Genomic DNA, 16,506 nt, shown 5'->3' on the forward strand with positions numbered 1-16,506 from the left:
AGTCCTTTCTGGAGGGGAAATATGGATTCTTTTATTTTAGCGCTGTTTTCTGATACTGACAAGCTGCGCCCATCAACACTTTATCAAATTCTCATTGGTAAGCGTACTAGCTCTGTCTTGAGTTATGCCTTTTTTTATGATCGCTTAGGTCTCTTTCAATCGTTGCCCCAGTTGAATGAGAAAGCGTATCAACAGACGCTCGCTGACTTGATCCAACGAGGGGCTCTAAGTCGAGATTCAGATGGTCTGCTGCTCAAAAGGACCGTTGCAAATTATGAGCAGTCCAGAGAAATGTTGTTGCATCAGATGGATTATTTTCGGTATGGACGAACGACGGAGGAGGCTTGGCGTTTTGTCCGATTGCTGGTTCAAGCAGCTGCATATCAAGGGGTGACCAATCAGTATATTCCTGTTGAGAACACGCCCTTATATACAGAACCTGTGCGTCAACTGATCCATCAATACCCTGAAATCAAAAAGATCACTCATCGAGAACTTTCGGCAGTTTTTGACCAGCTTCCCGCAGAAGTTGCAGATTTTTTAGCGGGCACCTTATCTGGTCCTGATCTTCTTGGGCAGGCGTTTTTCCAACTTTTGCCAGAATCTGTACAAGGTAAGCCTTGGGACAATCTTTATGTAGGAGCTGCGATCCATCAATTTTTAGCCCTGGTCGAAAAAGAGCCGCAGATGGTACTGTTTCAAGGATTATCGCCTTTTCTAAATAGGAATCTGAATCAAAGTATGCTGGAAAGTCGTGCATTATTCTTGCAAGGAGCTTCTGTTGAGCAGATCATGGAAAAAAGAAGGATCAAACGAGGAACCGTTAATGATCATTTGATTGAATGGGCACTGCTTGATCCGACATTTCCGTATCAGCGCTTTGATACAGCGTTGCTGAATAAGCTGCCAGCAACTTCTTGGAAAAACAGCTATCAAGAATTACAGGAACTTCTGGCGACAGATTTTTTGACGATCCGTTTGTTACAGATTGCTCAGAAACGGGGGATTCGATGTTAGAAAACGCACTGAATCAGTACTTTGGCTTCAAAACATTTCGTCAAGGACAAAAAGAAGTCATCGAAAGTGTTTTAGCGCAGCAAGATACGTTAGCGATTCTGCCTACCGGGAATGGCAAAAGTCTCTGTTATCAGCTGCCAGGGTACCTCATAGATGGCATCGTGATCATTATCTCACCGCTTGTTTCTTTAATGGAAGATCAAGTCTATGGCTTACAAAAGCAAGGGGAAAAACGCGCGATTGCATTTAATAGTCAACTGGACCTTGCCGATCGTCACTATGTGATGCAGCACTTGCAGAAGTACAAATTTTTGTTTTTAAGTCCAGAAATGATCGTGCAAGAAGCCATTTTGCAACAACTCGAACAAGTTAAGATCGCTATGTTCGTGGTGGATGAAGCTCATTGTGTTTCGCAATGGGGCATTGATTTTCGACCAGAGTACTTGCAGCTTGGTGAAGTAAAAAAACGTTTGAAGACACCCGTCACATTAGCATTGACGGCTACTGCTACGGCGCAAGTGGAAGCAGATATTCGGCAAGTGTTGTTAGCAAAGAATGCCAATGTCTACCGTTATTCGATGAACCGCAGCAATATCGGCTTGTTCGTAGAGCAAACAACAGACAAAGATGCGGCATTAGCAGACTATCTCAGCCGCTTAGGCGGGGCTGGGATCATCTACTGTTCCACAAGAAGCAAAGTCGAAGAAGTCTATAATAAACTGCGTCAGCGCTATTCGGTAGGTTATTATCATGGTGGTTTAGCGAGTGATCAAAGAAAAACGTTGCAGCAGCAGTTTTCTCAGAATAAACTAAAATTGCTCGTCGCAACCAATGCGTTTGGGATGGGGATCAATAAAGAAGATATTCGTTTTGTGATTCACTATGACTTGCCTGATTCGCTGGAAAACTATAGTCAGGAAATTGGGCGAGCAGGTCGCGATGGCAAACGAAGCAGTGCGATCTTGCTTTATCAAGAACACGATGAGCAGATCCACTACTTCTTTCAGCGAGAAAACAAAGAAGAACGCCGTGCTTTAGAACGAATGGCTCAGGAAAAGAAGAAAGAACCCTTGACACCGCTGCAAGAAAAATGGCAGCAGAAGATGAAGGAGTTGGGGGCTGCGTTTTGGCTGGAAACGCTAAAACAAAACGAACAGCAAAAGCAAGAACAATTACAAAAAATGTTGGCTTATATTCATTTTACCGGTTGCCGCCGTCAGTTTTTATTGGCGCATTTTGGAGAAAAAGTGCAACAGAATCCTTATTGTTGCGACAATGACGGGATCGAATTGGCAGTAGAAGAAGAGCTTTTAGAAAAAAAAGTCATCCTTCATTGGCAAGAACGTTTAATAAAAATTTTTAAAGATATAAATTGAATCGTATTTTGCAGGACAGTTTTTATTTACCTATGGTATAATACATCGGAAGGAAACTAGGAGGGAATACGAGTGAGCAAGAAAGACAATGACTACAATTCAGAAAATCAAGAACCGTGGGAACAACCAATCTATGATACAGAATACGATGATTCTGCATCAAGATCCCAACAAAGAAAACAAAAGCGTGGGAATTCACTCTTTTTGACGATCGTTTTAGTTTTGCTTTTCTTGATCGTGGCAATTCCGGTTGGTGCCGGTATTTGGGTGTTGAATCATAACAGTGATGCCCCGACCGCAGCAAGTTCGAGCAGTACAGTAGAAAGTACGACAGAATCTTCGACAACCGAGTCATCAACATCGGAATCATCCACTACTGAATCGACAAGGGAAACGAGTTCGTCAACAAGTGAATCAAGTTCTTCATCAAGCAGTAGCAGTTCTGCACCAGCTTCAACGACGCCATCAAGTAGTAGTGAGCCGGCTCAACAAGAAAACAATGCAGGGCAAGACACTACGCAAAATAATCAAGGGCAAGGAGCGACTGGTACCGAGGAATATACGACGGTGCAAGCAGGTGAAGGTCCTGAACAAGTGGCAGCCCGTACAGGCATCTCAGTTGAAACCCTATATCAATTAAATGGGATTGATCCAAACAACTACATGCTATACCCTGGCGACACATTACGAATTAAATAAAAAACCGCTTTGGCGGTTTTTTTTCTTGGTAGGAAGAAGCCAAGGTGAACGATAAGCAGAAACGATGAAGGAATACACATCGTTGGGAAACGAGGAGTAAGAAAAATGAAAAAAATCAACATCGCTATTGATGGTCCTGCGTCATCGGGAAAAAGCACAGTGGCAAAAATCATCGCCAATGATTTAGGGTTTATTTATACAGATACCGGTGCCATGTATCGCAGCATCACGTATTTGGCTTTAAAAAGCGGCTGTTCACTAGAGGATGAAACGGCGATCGCTGCTTTGATCGATCAATACCCCATCACTTTTGAACCAACTGAACACGGTCAAGAGGTCTTTGCAGGAGGAGAGCAAGTCACAGAAGCGATCCGTCAGCCAGAAGTAACCAACGCAGTTTCGAAGGTGTCGGCATACCCTGCGATTCGCGAAAAACTAGTCCAACAACAGCAGATGATCGCTAAAGATGGCGGTGTCGTGATGGATGGCCGCGATATTGGTACGGCGGTTTTACCACAAGCAGAAGTCAAGATTTTTCTGGTAGCAAGTGTGGAAGAACGGGCACAGCGCCGTTTCAAAGAAAATCAGCAAAAAGGGATCGGTACCGATTATGAGACCTTGAAAGAAGAGATCCAGCAAAGAGATTATTTGGATTCCCATCGGGAAGTCTCGCCTCTGAAACAAGCAACAGATGCCGTTCGAATCGACACCTCCGGTTTAACGATCGAGCAAGTCGTAGAAGCAATCAAAAAAACGATCCAAGAAAAGATCAACTAACGAAAACAGTGGGTGTTCCCCATTGTTTTTTTATTTTTCCTACGAAAAAGATGAAAGCAAGCAAGAAAACAGACGTGAAAAGACTTTTTCAACGAATAAACCGTAGTTTTTTAGGAAAATAAGAGAAATCGCTTTATTTTTTTTTCATTCTATTTTAAACTAAAAGATGTAGTGCAATTATTGCAGAATTGTTGGTTAGGAGGACATGAGAGATGACAGAATTTGAAAATAATCAGGTTGAGAGTGGAAATGAATCAATGGAAGCCGCTTTAGACAATTTCCAAGAAGTAAAAGTTGGAGATATCGTTAAAGGCGAGGTATTGGCCATTGAGGATAAACAAGCGATCGTAGGGATCGAAGGCGCCGGCGTTGAAGGCGTTGTTCCTGCAAAAGAATTATCGACTTTACCTGTTGAAGACATCAACGAAGCAGTCAAAGTAGGGGATGTCTTAGAATTAGTTGTGATTTCAGCAATTGGTAAAGACAAAGAAAACGGCAGCTATCTCCTTTCTAAACGTCGCTTAGATGCGAAAAAAGTTTGGGAAGATATCGAAAAAGATTTCCAAGAAGGAAAAATCATCGAAGCACCAGTCACCAACGTCGTTAAAGGCGGGTTAGTGGTTGATGTAGGTGTTCGTGGTTTTGTTCCGGCATCAATGGTCGAAGATCATTTTGTTGCGGATTTTGAAGATTACAAAGGGAAAACATTGACCTTTAAAATCGTTGAGATCGAGCCTTCTGAAAACCGCTTGATCCTTTCTCATAAAGCTGTTGTTGAAGCAGAAAAAGCAAAACAAAAAGAAGCGTTATTAGCTGATTTATATGAAGGACAAGAAGTAGAAGGAAAAGTAGCTCGTTTGACTGATTTTGGTGCCTTCGTAGACCTAGGCGGCATCGATGGACTTGTCCATGTCTCTGAAATTTCACATGGGCATGTGGGCAAACCGAGTGACGTTTTGTCTGTTGGCGATACCGTCAACGTCCGTATCTTATCTGTTGATGCAGACAAAGAACGTGTGTCTCTTTCAATCAAAGACACATTGCCTGGACCTTGGACCAATATCGAAGAACAAGCGGCTGTTGGCAGTGTCTTAACTGGGACTGTTAAACGTTTGACAAGCTTCGGTGCGTTTGTGGAAGTCTTCCCAGGTGTTGAAGGGCTGATCCATATTTCACAAATCTCCCATAAACACATTGCGACACCACATGAAGTCTTACAAGAAGGCGATGAAGTGCAAGTGAAAGTGCTCGAAGTGAACCCTTCAGAACACCGAATCGCATTAAGTATCAAAGCATTAGAAAAAGCCGAAAACACCAATGAAACACAAGAAGTTTCAGAGGATGATTATCAATTGCCAGAAGAATCAACCGGGTTTACCATGGGTGATATCTTAGGCGATGCCTTAAAAGACAGCGACGAAGAGTAATTGTATGCCATCAGCTTATAACGATTCGATGTTTGAATTTGTTATAAGCTGATTTTTTGTTTGCTGGGAAAGCTTGCAACTTTCCATGGCTTTAGGTAAACTAAGTAAGATTGAATACAAGAAGCAGCGTACAAGGACTGCTTTTTTAAATGGAGGGTAAAAAATGTCAAATCCAACAATAGCGATCGTTGGACGTCCGAATGTGGGGAAATCGACCATTTTCAACCGGATAGCTGGAGAACGAATTTCGATCGTTGAGGATACTCCAGGAGTGACCAGAGATCGTATTTATGCCACTGGCGAATGGCTAGGCCGTGAGTTTAGCGTAATCGATACAGGTGGGATCGATTTAAGTGATGAGCCGTTTATGGATCAAATCAAGCATCAAGCAGAAATCGCCATCGATGAAGCAGATGTCATTGTTTTTATTACGAGTGCTCGTGAAGGAGTAACAGATGCGGACGAGCTTGTGGCTCGTTTGTTATACAAAAGCAACAAACCCGTGATTTTAGCGGTCAACAAAGTTGATAATCCCGAGATGCGTAACGATATCTATGAATTCTATGGTTTAGGTCTGGGCGATCCATACCCGATCTCAGGAAGTCATGGATTAGGGATCGGTGATGTTCTTGATGAAGCAGTCAAACACTTCACCAATGAAGCGGAAGAAGAAGACGATTCCATCATCAAGTTTAGTTTGATCGGTCGACCAAACGTCGGGAAATCCTCTTTGATCAATGCGATTCTTGGAGAAGAGCGAGTGATCGTTTCAGATATCGAAGGAACGACTCGTGATGCGATCGATACCCATTTTACTAGCGAAAGCGGTCAAGAATTTACCATGATCGATACCGCCGGCATGCGTAAAAAAGGGAAGGTCTACGAATCTACTGAAAAATACAGTGTCATGCGAGCAATGCGGGCCATTGAACGCTCAGACGTCGTCTTGATGGTCTTGAACGCCGAAGAAGGAATTCGCGAGCAAGACAAACGGATCGCTGGCTATGCCCATGAGGCAGGCCGTGGAATCATTATTGTTGTCAATAAATGGGATACATTGAAAAAAGAAACGAATACGATGCGTGATTTTGAAGAAGAGATCAGAGATGAGTTCCAATATTTGGATTACGCACCAATCATTTTCGTTTCCGCAGTGACGAAACAGCGCTTGAACAAGTTGCCACAATTGATCGAAGAAGTCAGCATGAATCAAAATATGCGTATTCCATCTGCGTTGTTGAATGACGTCATTATGGATGCGGTGGCGATCAACCCAACACCAACAGACAAAGGCAAACGTTTGAAGATTTTTTATGCGACGCAAGTGGCTGTCAAACCGCCAACTTTTGTTATTTTTGTCAACGAAGAAGAACTGATGCATTTCTCTTATGCACGTTTCTTAGAAAATCAAATCCGCAAGGCTTTCACTTTTGAAGGAACGCCGATTCGGATCATTCCTCGCAGAAGAAAATAGAGATTTTATCATACTTTGTTTCTTTTTACAAAGAAATCTGTCCTTTTCTAGAAAAATGGGAAAAAACCAAAAAAAACCCCCCTAAAAACGTTAAAATCCTTGATATTACAAGGTTCTTATGATAACGTTATATCAGAATATTGATGGTAATCAATATTTGACAAAAACCTTGGACCACTCAAGATTTTTGTTGATGCATGACATCAAAAAAAATATCAGGAGGTGAAACCATCCATGGCAAATAAAGCAGAATTAATCGAAAAAGTTGCAGCAGCTACTGACTTAACTAAGAAAGACGCAACTGCAGCAGTAGACGCTGTATTCTCAACAATTCAAGACGCTTTAGCTAACGGTGAAAAAGTTCAATTGATCGGCTTTGGTAACTTTGAAGTTCGTTCTCGTGCAGAACGCAAAGGACGCAACCCACAAACTGGTGAAGAAATCAAGATCCCTGCTAGCAAAGTACCTGCATTCAAACCAGGTAAAGCTCTTAAAGACGCAGTGAAATAATTGAGTCTTGTAGAAACCCTTGAGTAATCAAGGGTTTTTTCTTTTGCTTAAATATTGGTTGTTGCCATGCGGTTGTCATCCGGAAAGCAAGCAATCACATTTTATTGTCAGAAAATTCAAAATAATTATTTGTTTTTCTTTTGATCTAAAAAAAACACTTAGCGCCAATGCTTACTCACTTTTGGATATAATCACCCTTGATACAAAAGAGATCTTAATGAAAAGGGGAAACCGATTAAATGACATCCAATGTTAGAATGGGCTTGATAGAATTGTCATTATTGAAAAAAAATTCAGAAAATTCGTTGACAAGTGTTTTTCCAAAGGGTATATTGGTAAACAATTACAAGAACGTTACTATTTCTAATGAAGGAGCCATTTTCTATGCGCAATTTTAATCAATATTTATTAGTCATTATTATTGATACCAGGACTTAGAACACGGAAGCAAAAATTATCCGTTTGTTTGAGTCCTATTTGCGTAAGTAAAATGGGATTCTGGCAAAGCATCCCAGTTTTTTATAACCGGGATGCTTTTTTTTATTCCAAAATGCAGGAGATGATGAGTGTGAGAAGTGATCAAATTAAAAAAGGGATCGATGCAGCGCCAGCTAGGAGTCTGCTCTATGCCACAGGACAAGTTAAAAATATCCATGATATGAACAAGCCATTTATTGCGATATGTAATTCCTATATCGATATCGTACCCGGACATGTGCATTTACGGGAGTTAGCAGATATCGCTAAAGAAGCGATTCGTGAAGCTGGTGGCATCCCTTTTGAGTTCAATACGATCGGCGTGGATGATGGCATTGCGATGGGACATATTGGCATGCGTTATTCGCTACCTAGCCGAGAATTGATCGCTGATTCTGCAGAAACTGTCATCAATGCCCACTGGTTTGACGGCGTATTTTATATCCCAAATTGTGACAAGATCACTCCTGGCATGATCTTAGCAGCGATGCGGACCAACGTACCAGGAATCTTTTGTTCCGGCGGTCCGATGAAAGCCGGTATTGATCCACGGGGACATCAAATAACCTTATCTTCCATGTTTGAAGCCGTTGGGACGTACAAGACGGGGAATATGACAAAAGAAGATTTTGAGTTTATGGAACAAAATGCCTGTCCGACTTGCGGCTCCTGCGCAGGGATGTTTACTGCCAACTCGATGAATTGCCTCTTAGAAATCTTAGGATTGGCAATGCCAGGCAATGGCACGATCCTCGCTGTGTCTCAAGAGCGACGAGAACTAGTTAGACAAGCCGCCTTTAAGTTGATGGATCTTGTTGAAAAACAAGTCAAGCCTCGCGACATCGTGACCAAAGAAGCTATTGATGATGCCTTCGCTTTAGACATGGCGATGGGGGGTTCCACCAACACAGTGCTGCATACCTTAGCGATCGCCAATGAAGCAGAGATCGACTATGACTTAAGACGGGTCAATGAAATCGCTAAAAGAGTGCCTTATCTCTCAAAAATCGCGCCATCATCAGCCTATTCGATGCACGATGTCCATGAAGCTGGCGGCGTTTCGGCAATCATAAGGGAGCTTTGTGATATCGAGGGAGCGATTCATCCCGATCGACCGACTGTTACCGGGAAGACGTTACGAGAAAATGTCGCTGAAGCGAAGATCCACAACGAAGAAGTCATTCATCCCAAAGAAAACCCGTATAGTCCTGTGGGCGGTCTATCGATCTTGTACGGCAATATCGCCCCAGAAGGCAGTGTCATCAAGGTCGGTGGGGTCGATCCAAGTGTCCAAGTATTCAAAGGGAAAGCGATCTGTTTTGATTCTCATGATGAAGCAGTTGCTGCCATCGACAACCATACCGTACAAAAAGGACATGTTGTAGTGATCCGCTATGAGGGTCCAAAAGGAGGACCAGGTATGCCAGAAATGCTGGCGCCTACCTCAAGTATCGTTGGTCGTGGGTTAGGCAAAGATGTCGCCTTGATCACCGATGGCCGCTTTTCAGGAGCGACCCGAGGAATCGCGGTTGGCCATATTTCGCCAGAAGCTGCAGCCGGGGGCCCACTAGGGCTAGTCAACGACGGTGATGAAATCATAATTGATTTGCCAAATCGGACGCTAAATCTGCAAGTTTCAGAAGAAGAACTTGCCACGCGTGCGCAAGAACGACCAAAGTTTCGTTCGAAAGTGAAGAAAGGCTGGCTTGCACGTTATACCGCTTTAGTGACCTCTGCGAATACGGGCGGGATTATGCGAGTACCTGATGAGGAGGAGTAGCAATGGAAAATATCGAGTATCAAGCATCGCATCTAAGGACTGGCGCGCAAGTGTTAGTGGACAGCTTACAAGAGCAAGGCGTCGAGATGATCTTTGGCTATCCGGGTGGCGCCGTCCTGCCGTTATATGATCAATTATATGATGCAGCGATTCCGAATATTTTGACGCGTCACGAGCAAGGGGCAATTCACGCCGCTGAAGGCTATGCCAAAGCTACTGGCAATGTGGGGGTCGTTTTAGTGACTAGCGGACCAGGTGCTACAAATGTTGTTACGGGCATTGCCGATGCCATGAGTGATTCCGTACCGTTGGTGGTTATCACCGGGCAAGTGGCGGTACCAGGAATTGGCAAAGACGCTTTTCAAGAAGCGGATATTCTAGGTATCACGTTGCCGATCACGAAACACAACTACCAAGTCCGCTGTGTCGATGAATTGCCGAAAGTAATCGCTGAAGCCTTTCACATCGCTTCAACTGGTCGTAAGGGACCAGTTGTCATCGACCTTCCGAAAGATATTACCCTACAAGAAACCGCCGAAACCTGCTCGTTGCCGATCACAAGGAAAAGCTATCAACCGACTGCAGAGCCATCTCGTCTGCAAATCGAAAAATTGATGCAAGTTCTCGAAAAAGCACAGCGACCAGTGGTACTGGCGGGTGCAGGCGTGATCGCTGCCGAAGCTGCGGCTGAACTAAATGCATTTATTGCCAAGTACAAGTTGCCGACAGTCACAACGTTGCTCGGCTTAGGCTTGCTGCCAAGTGATCATCAATTTTTCTTGGGCATGGGCGGTATGCATGGCACCTATGCGGCGAACATGGCTTTATCGGAAGCCGATTTGATTATCAATATCGGCTCTCGCTTCGATGATCGTTTAGCAACGGCCGGCAGTCAGTTCGGCAAGCAGGCGATCGTTGCTCATATCGATATCGACCCAGTAGAGATCGGCAAGATCGTAGAAACTAAGATCCCAATCGTTGGCGATGCCAAGGCTGCTTTGCAACAAATGCTGCGCTATAAGCCAACAAGAGGAACATGGTCTGACTGGTTGGATCTATGCCAAAAACGGAAAAAGGAAAAACCTTATCGCTATGATCGCACCCAGACACAAGAAATCAAACCGCAAAAGGTCATCGAAGAAGTAGGACGTTTGACCAAAGGAGAGGCTTACGTCATTACCGATGTTGGGCAACATCAAATGTGGGTCGCGCAGTATTATCCGTTTCGCTTTCCTAAACAATTGATTACCAGTGGCGGACTGGGCACGATGGGCTATGGGATCCCTGCGGGAATTGGTGTCCAATTTGCTCATCCAGAAAAAATGGTCGTGGTGTTTGTTGGCGATGGTGGATTTCAAATGACGAACCAAGAATTTGCGATTTTGAATGAGTATGGCTTGAATGTCAAATTTGTTTTGTTGAACAATCGTTCGTTAGGAATGGTCCGTCAATGGCAAGAAACCTTTCATGGCAAACGACGCTCTGCCTCTGTTTTTGCACAACAACCTGATTTTGTTAAACTGGCACAAGCTTACGGCATCGAAGGCTGTCGGATCGATGCCCCAGAGCAACTGGCAGATCAATTGGCAGCAGCTTTTTATCAATCAGGACCGCAGCTGATCGAAGTAATGGTCTCGCCCTCAGAGCACGTGCTGCCGATGATTCCACCGGGGAAAGCCAATCATGAAATGATGGGGGTCTAAGGAGATGAAACGGGTATTAGCAGCAATCGTTCATAATGAAGCAGGTGTTTTGAGCCGCATCACGAGTGTCTTAAACCGCCGACAGGTCAATATCGAGAGTATCTCTGTCGGCACAACGGAACGGCCAGAATTTTCACGAATGACGATCATTGTCAACGTGAACGATTTGGCAGAAACAGAACAAGTGACTAAGCATCTGAACAAACAGATCGATGTCTTGAAGGTTTCTGATATCACAGAAATTCCTCATATCGAACGGGAGCTGGTGCTGATCAAAGTCAATGCACCAACTACCAGCCGCTCGGAGATCCAAGCAGTGATCGATCCGTTTCGAGCGCACATTGTCGATGTCGCACTGAAAACGATCGTTGTGCAAGTTGCCGGCGATACAAAAAAGGTAGAAGCATGCATCGAAGTTTTGCGTCCCTACGGGATCAAACAGTTGGCACGAACAGGGGTCACGGGTTTTACAAGAGGGTAAGTGCAATTTTGAATTGCTTAAAATAAAGAAAGAATTCGGAGGAAACAAGTATGGTAAAAGTATATTACAACGAGGAAGTTACAGATAATCTAGGAGACAAGAAGATTGCGATCATCGGCTATGGCTCTCAAGGGCACGCCCATGCGCAAAATTTACGGGACACAGGCCATGAAGTCTTTATCGGCATTCGTGAAGGAAAGTCAGCAGAAGCTGCAAGAAACGACGGGTTCGAGGTCTTTCCAGTAGCCGAAGCCACACAAAAAGCGGACGTAGTCATGATCTTGGCACCCGATGAGATCCAAGGATCGTTGTATAAAAATGAGATCGAACCGAATCTTTCTGCCGGTAACGCATTGGCATTTGCGCATGGTTTCAATATTCATTTTGATGTGATCGCGCCGCCAAAAGAGGTGGATGTGTTTCTAGTTGCGCCTAAAGGACCGGGCCACTTGGTGCGCCGAACCTTTACCGAAGGGTTTGCGGTGCCAGCCTTGTTTGCAGTCTATCAAGATGCAACTGGTAACGCACAAGCGACAGCTTTATCTTATGCAAAAGGCATTGGTGCCACACGGGTCGGTGTTTTGGAAACCACCTTTAAAGAAGAGACCGAAACCGATCTTTTTGGGGAACAAGCCGTACTTTGTGGCGGTTTGACCAGTATGATCGAAGCTGGCTTTGAAACATTGGTAGAAGCCGGGTACCAACCGGAATTGGCGTACTTTGAAGTTTGTCATGAATTGAAACTGATCGTTGACTTGATTTATGAAGGAGGCTTCAAAAAAATGCGCCATTCGATCTCAAATACGGCAGAGTATGGCGATTACGTTTCCGGTGCACGGGTGATCACCGCGCAAGCCAAAGAGAACATGAAAGCCGTATTGACAGATATCCAAAATGGTCAATTCGCGAAAGGATTCATTGAGGATAATCAAAATGGCTTCCCTGAATTCCATAAAATGCGTGAAGAAAACGGCAACCATCAAATTGAAAAAGTCGGTAGCGAATTACGGAAAATGATGCCGTTTGTTGCGAAAGATTAGAGGTGGCGCGTTTGTTGGTGACAGTTTCTGCAATTGAAAAAGCCTACGAGCGACTACGGGGAGCAGTTAGTCATACACCGCTGCAATATGATCGCTTTTTATCTGAAAAATACCAAGCGACGGTTTTATTGAAACGAGAGGACTTGCAAAAAGTCCGCTCCTTCAAATTACGAGGTGCCTACTATGCGATCACCCAGGCAGATCCTGAACTGACTCGTCGTGGCGTCGTCTGTGCCAGTGCCGGGAACCATGCCCAAGGCGTTGCTTATACCTGTCAAGAACAGCAGATCCATGCGGTCATTTTCATGCCGACAACGACCCCGCAACAAAAAATCGCGCAAGTGCTCTTTTTCGGCGGTGACTACGTCAAGATCGAATTGGTGGGAGATACCTTTGATGCGGCGGCGCAGGCTGCCAAACAATTTGCCAAAGAAGAACAAATGGCTTTCATTGCTCCTTTTGATGATCCCAATATTATCGCAGGACAAGGAACAGTAGCCGTGGAAATGTTAGCTGATGCTGAAAAGAAACAAGTAACGATCGATTTGGTGGTAGCTGCCATTGGCGGTGGTGGCTTGATCAGCGGAACCGCAGCCTATTTGAAAGAAAAGCAACCGAAGATAAAAGTTGTTGGAGCAGAACCTGTAGGGGCAGCCTCGATGCAAGCAGCCTTTGATCACCAAGGACCAGTGGCTTTAGAGCATATTGAAACCTTTGTGGATGGTGCGGCAGTCAAACAAGTCGGAGCTCAAACCTATGCCCATGCCAAACGCTACGTGGATCAATTGGTAACGGTGGAAGAAGGTGCAATCTGCCAAACGATTTTAGAATTATACAGCAAACAAGCGATCGTCGCTGAACCAGCTGGTGCCTTGAGTGTGGCAGCTTTGGATCTGATCAAAGAGCAAATCAAAGGCAAAACAGTCGTCTGTATTGTGAGTGGCGGCAACAATGATAGTTCCCGCATGGCTGAGATCGAAGAGAAATCACTGATTTATCAAGGATTGAAACATTATTTTATCGTCAACTTCCCGCAACGTCCCGGTGCGTTGAAGGAATTTGTTAGCCATGTATTAGGGCCTGATGATGATATCACGAGGTTTGAATATACGAAAAAAATCAATCGTGGAACAGGACCAGTAATGCTGGGAATCTTGTTGAAACACAAAAAAGATCTACCCGCATTACTGTCACGAATTGAACAGTTTGACCAAAACTATATCAACCTTCAGCAAAATCAATCACTTTACTCGCTTTTGGTTTAGAAAAAAACATGGTTTCCTTTGTAATAACAGGAAATCATGTTTTTTGTTTTTTGGCATAGAAACATGGGACAAATCGGCGAAAAATACTTCCTAATGGTTAGCGATTTAGTAGGTGTTTCAGCGGCTTCTTGCTATAATAGTAAGTAGTAGCAACAAAGGAGTGAGCCGATGGAAGCTGTTTTTTACAGAAATGAGCAAGAAACTCAGATTTCTTACGGTGAAACACTGGCATCGGTCATGAAAGAACAGTCGATCGATCCGCAACAGGTGATCATTTTGACGAATCAGCGTTATTATGACCGCTTTTCAGAAAAAGTAACCCGCTTGTTTTTGCCGCGCGAGGTCAATTGGTATATTTGTACCAACCAAATGTATTGCAACAACTTTAGCGAATTTAAGGCCGCAATGGATTTCTTCGGTCGCTTTTCTAAGCAAGAGTCCTTGTTGATCGTCGGATTTGGGAATGAAGGTGTATTGGCACTGAGCAGTTTTATCCATGCGACTTCGGTTCTAACGACAAAGCTTTGGCTGATTCCCGTCTCCTTGCGGGCTTTAGCTAAAAGTGTCAAAGAAACAGCGATCGTTGTGAAAAAGCCAGATATCCCGATGTTGCAAAACCCTAACACACCACAATTTGTTATTTTCGATCAGACGATTGCCGAAAAGCAGATCGATGGGAAACTGGTGGACTTTTTGACCCTGATCCGTGGTGGCGTGCTTGCCGATAGCGATTTTTTAAAAGAGCTTTATCGAACGTATCCCAGTCATCAGGCGTTAATGAGACACTCATTGGCAGCATATACCAATCAGCTGATCCAATTGTATCAGCAGTCGGGCGGCGAATTGGAGGAGTTTGGGCAACTCTTTGCCGATGCTGCTTATCGAACGGAAAATGGTCACTTGCTGTCTGATGCGATGAAATTGTTCTTTGGCTTTTTGTTTCATTTTATTTGGACAGTCCAGCAGCAACAGTTGACTGTCGATCTGCCGGTGTTTTGCCAATGGCTTGCCCGATTAGGCTTTCCTATCGAATTGCCCGAATCTTTTTCCTTAAGCGAGTATTTCAGCCATGTACTAGAATTGCAGCAAAAAGAAAAAAAACTGTTATTTTTGGCAAAAGTTGGTACAATAGGGGGCAGAACAGAAATCGAGGAAAAAGATCTTGTCCAGACGATGGAGACTTATCAGCGATTAATCAATGAGATTCGAGGGGTCTAGATGGAAACTTATAGTGAAAAAATGTTAAAAGCACTAGCCGCAGAAGAGTTGGCTGAAGCACAATTGAATTTTACCGAAGCACTGCAAAAAGATGATGATGAAACACTCGGCGCTTTGGGCGATGAATTATTGCAGATCGGTTTTTTAGAAGAGGCAAAAACGTTATTTGAAACCCTGCAGCAGCGGCACCCTGAAAATGAAGCTTTGCTGCTTCCTTTAGCAGAAATTGCGATGGAAGAAGACCAGATCGAAACAGCCTTCACCTATATCGATCAAATACCACCAACGAGTGAAGCGTATCTGCAAGCCTTGTTGTTGAGTGCGGATCTCTATCAACTGATCGGTATCCCGGAAGTCAGTGAAGCCAAATTAAAAGAAGCGCAAAGCCTTGTGCCAGAGGAACCCTTGATTCGCTTTGCCTTAGCTGAGTTAGCTTTTTCAACGGATCGCTATCAAGAAGCTGTTGACCTTTATCAAGGATTGTTGGAAGAAGAAATTACGGATATTTCAGGAATCTCAATCGTTGAACGGACTGGGACTTCATTGAGTATGGCAGGTAAGTTTGAAGAGGCATTAGAATACTTTGAAGCAAGCTTAGAAGACGAACAGACGGATGAGCGTCTCTTTCAAACAGCTTTAGTCTATTTGCAGCTGAAGGAAAATGAACAAGCGATACGCTACTTGCAGCAGTTGCGGGTCATGAATCCCCAATACCGGGCCTTGTATCTCTATTTGGCTGAAGCATTGCAAGAAGAAGAGCAGCTGGAAGAAGCGCAACGTGTGATCGAGGAAGGAATTCATGAAGATCCATACCAAGTAGATTTCTATCATTTTGCTGCCGAGAATGCTTACCGACTTCATGACAGTGAAGCAGCCGAATCATTTTTACTTAAAGCACTGGAAACTGGTGAAAAAGAAGAGGATACGTTGCTGACCTTAAGTAATTTATACTTGAACGAAGAGCGCTGGCAAGAAGCAATCTTGGCGATCGAACGAATGGAAGACAATGAACAGCCTCACGCTCTATGGAATCTGGCGCAAGCCTTCAATGCGTTAGAAGATTTTGACAAAGCAGCAAAATATTACGAAGCAGCCAATGCTGATTTGCATCATGAACCAGCGTTTATGAAGGAATACGGCATTTTCTTACGTGAAGAAGGACGTTTGTCTGAAGCACTTCATTTGCTGCAACATTATTTGGCACACGAGCCAGGTGATTTAGAAGTACAGTCGATCGTGGAGGACTTATTAGAAAGATAGGT

At 44.0% G+C, this 16,506-nt stretch carries 14 protein-coding genes; all 14 read left to right on the forward strand.

Annotated features, from left to right (window positions below; translation table 11 throughout):
• The first annotated feature begins 21 nt into the window (after positions 1 to 21).
• The 14 genes from CO692_RS13245 to CO692_RS13310 all read left to right on the forward strand — a co-directional run bounded on the left by CO692_RS13245 (position 22) and on the right by CO692_RS13310 (position 16,504).
• On the forward strand, positions 22 to 1,017 hold the full coding sequence (locus tag CO692_RS13245) for a helix-turn-helix domain-containing protein (protein ID WP_096742421.1): 996 nt from the start codon (positions 22 to 24) through the stop codon (positions 1,015 to 1,017).
• Entirely contained in the window at positions 1,011 to 2,393 is a 1,383-nt protein-coding gene (locus CO692_RS13250; RefSeq protein ID WP_096742422.1) for a RecQ family ATP-dependent DNA helicase, read from the forward strand. The genes CO692_RS13245 and CO692_RS13250 overlap by 7 nt, the downstream gene beginning before the upstream one ends.
• A gap of 72 nt (positions 2,394 to 2,465) precedes the next feature.
• Positions 2,466 to 3,092, forward strand: coding sequence for an SAG1386/EF1546 family surface-associated protein (locus tag CO692_RS13255; RefSeq protein WP_096742423.1), 627 nt, complete (start codon positions 2,466 to 2,468; stop codon positions 3,090 to 3,092).
• Positions 3,093 to 3,197: 105 nt separating this feature from the next.
• The gene (gene cmk, locus CO692_RS13260; RefSeq protein ID WP_096742424.1) at positions 3,198 to 3,869 is read left to right on the forward strand and encodes a (d)CMP kinase; all 672 of its coding nucleotides are present in this window, start codon (positions 3,198 to 3,200) and stop codon (positions 3,867 to 3,869) included.
• A 212-nt stretch (positions 3,870 to 4,081) separates the two neighbouring features.
• Positions 4,082 to 5,296 carry a 30S ribosomal protein S1 gene (gene rpsA, locus CO692_RS13265; protein WP_005229333.1) on the forward strand — a complete coding sequence of 405 codons (1,215 nt, stop codon included), beginning with the start codon at positions 4,082 to 4,084 and terminating at the stop codon, positions 5,294 to 5,296.
• Positions 5,297 to 5,459: 163 nt separating this feature from the next.
• On the forward strand, positions 5,460 to 6,770 hold the full coding sequence (gene der, locus CO692_RS13270) for a ribosome biogenesis GTPase Der (RefSeq protein ID WP_005237082.1): 1,311 nt from the start codon (positions 5,460 to 5,462) through the stop codon (positions 6,768 to 6,770).
• Between the two features lie 234 nt (positions 6,771 to 7,004).
• Positions 7,005 to 7,280 carry an HU family DNA-binding protein gene (locus CO692_RS13275; RefSeq protein WP_003126821.1) on the forward strand — a complete coding sequence of 92 codons (276 nt, stop codon included), beginning with the start codon at positions 7,005 to 7,007 and terminating at the stop codon, positions 7,278 to 7,280.
• A gap of 568 nt (positions 7,281 to 7,848) precedes the next feature.
• A complete protein-coding gene (ilvD, locus tag CO692_RS13280; RefSeq protein ID WP_096742425.1) occupies positions 7,849 to 9,537 on the forward strand; it encodes a dihydroxy-acid dehydratase in 1,689 nt (562 codons plus the stop codon).
• A 2-nt stretch (positions 9,538 to 9,539) separates the two neighbouring features.
• A complete protein-coding gene (gene ilvB, locus CO692_RS13285; protein WP_096742426.1) occupies positions 9,540 to 11,240 on the forward strand; it encodes a biosynthetic-type acetolactate synthase large subunit in 1,701 nt (566 codons plus the stop codon).
• A 4-nt stretch (positions 11,241 to 11,244) separates the two neighbouring features.
• The gene (gene ilvN, locus CO692_RS13290; protein WP_077452643.1) at positions 11,245 to 11,721 is read left to right on the forward strand and encodes an acetolactate synthase small subunit; all 477 of its coding nucleotides are present in this window, start codon (positions 11,245 to 11,247) and stop codon (positions 11,719 to 11,721) included.
• 50 nt (positions 11,722 to 11,771) lie between these two features.
• Positions 11,772 to 12,761, forward strand: a complete 990-nt coding sequence (ilvC, locus tag CO692_RS13295; protein WP_077452642.1) for a ketol-acid reductoisomerase — start codon at positions 11,772 to 11,774, stop codon at positions 12,759 to 12,761.
• Positions 12,762 to 12,772: 11 nt separating this feature from the next.
• On the forward strand, positions 12,773 to 14,026 hold the full coding sequence (gene ilvA / locus CO692_RS13300) for a threonine ammonia-lyase IlvA (RefSeq protein WP_264291234.1): 1,254 nt from the start codon (positions 12,773 to 12,775) through the stop codon (positions 14,024 to 14,026).
• A gap of 168 nt (positions 14,027 to 14,194) precedes the next feature.
• Positions 14,195 to 15,244, forward strand: coding sequence for a hypothetical protein (locus CO692_RS13305; RefSeq protein ID WP_096742428.1), 1,050 nt, complete (start codon positions 14,195 to 14,197; stop codon positions 15,242 to 15,244).
• Positions 15,245 to 16,504 (forward strand): tetratricopeptide repeat protein, encoded by a 1,260-nt coding sequence (locus CO692_RS13310; protein WP_086292866.1) that lies wholly within the window; start codon positions 15,245 to 15,247, stop codon positions 16,502 to 16,504. It begins immediately after the preceding gene.
• The last annotated feature ends 2 nt before the right edge of the window (positions 16,505 to 16,506 follow it).

Origin of the sequence: Enterococcus sp. FDAARGOS_375 (genome assembly GCF_002393265.1) — a bacterium.
Classification (GTDB): domain Bacteria; phylum Bacillota; class Bacilli; order Lactobacillales; family Enterococcaceae; genus Enterococcus_D; species Enterococcus_D innesii.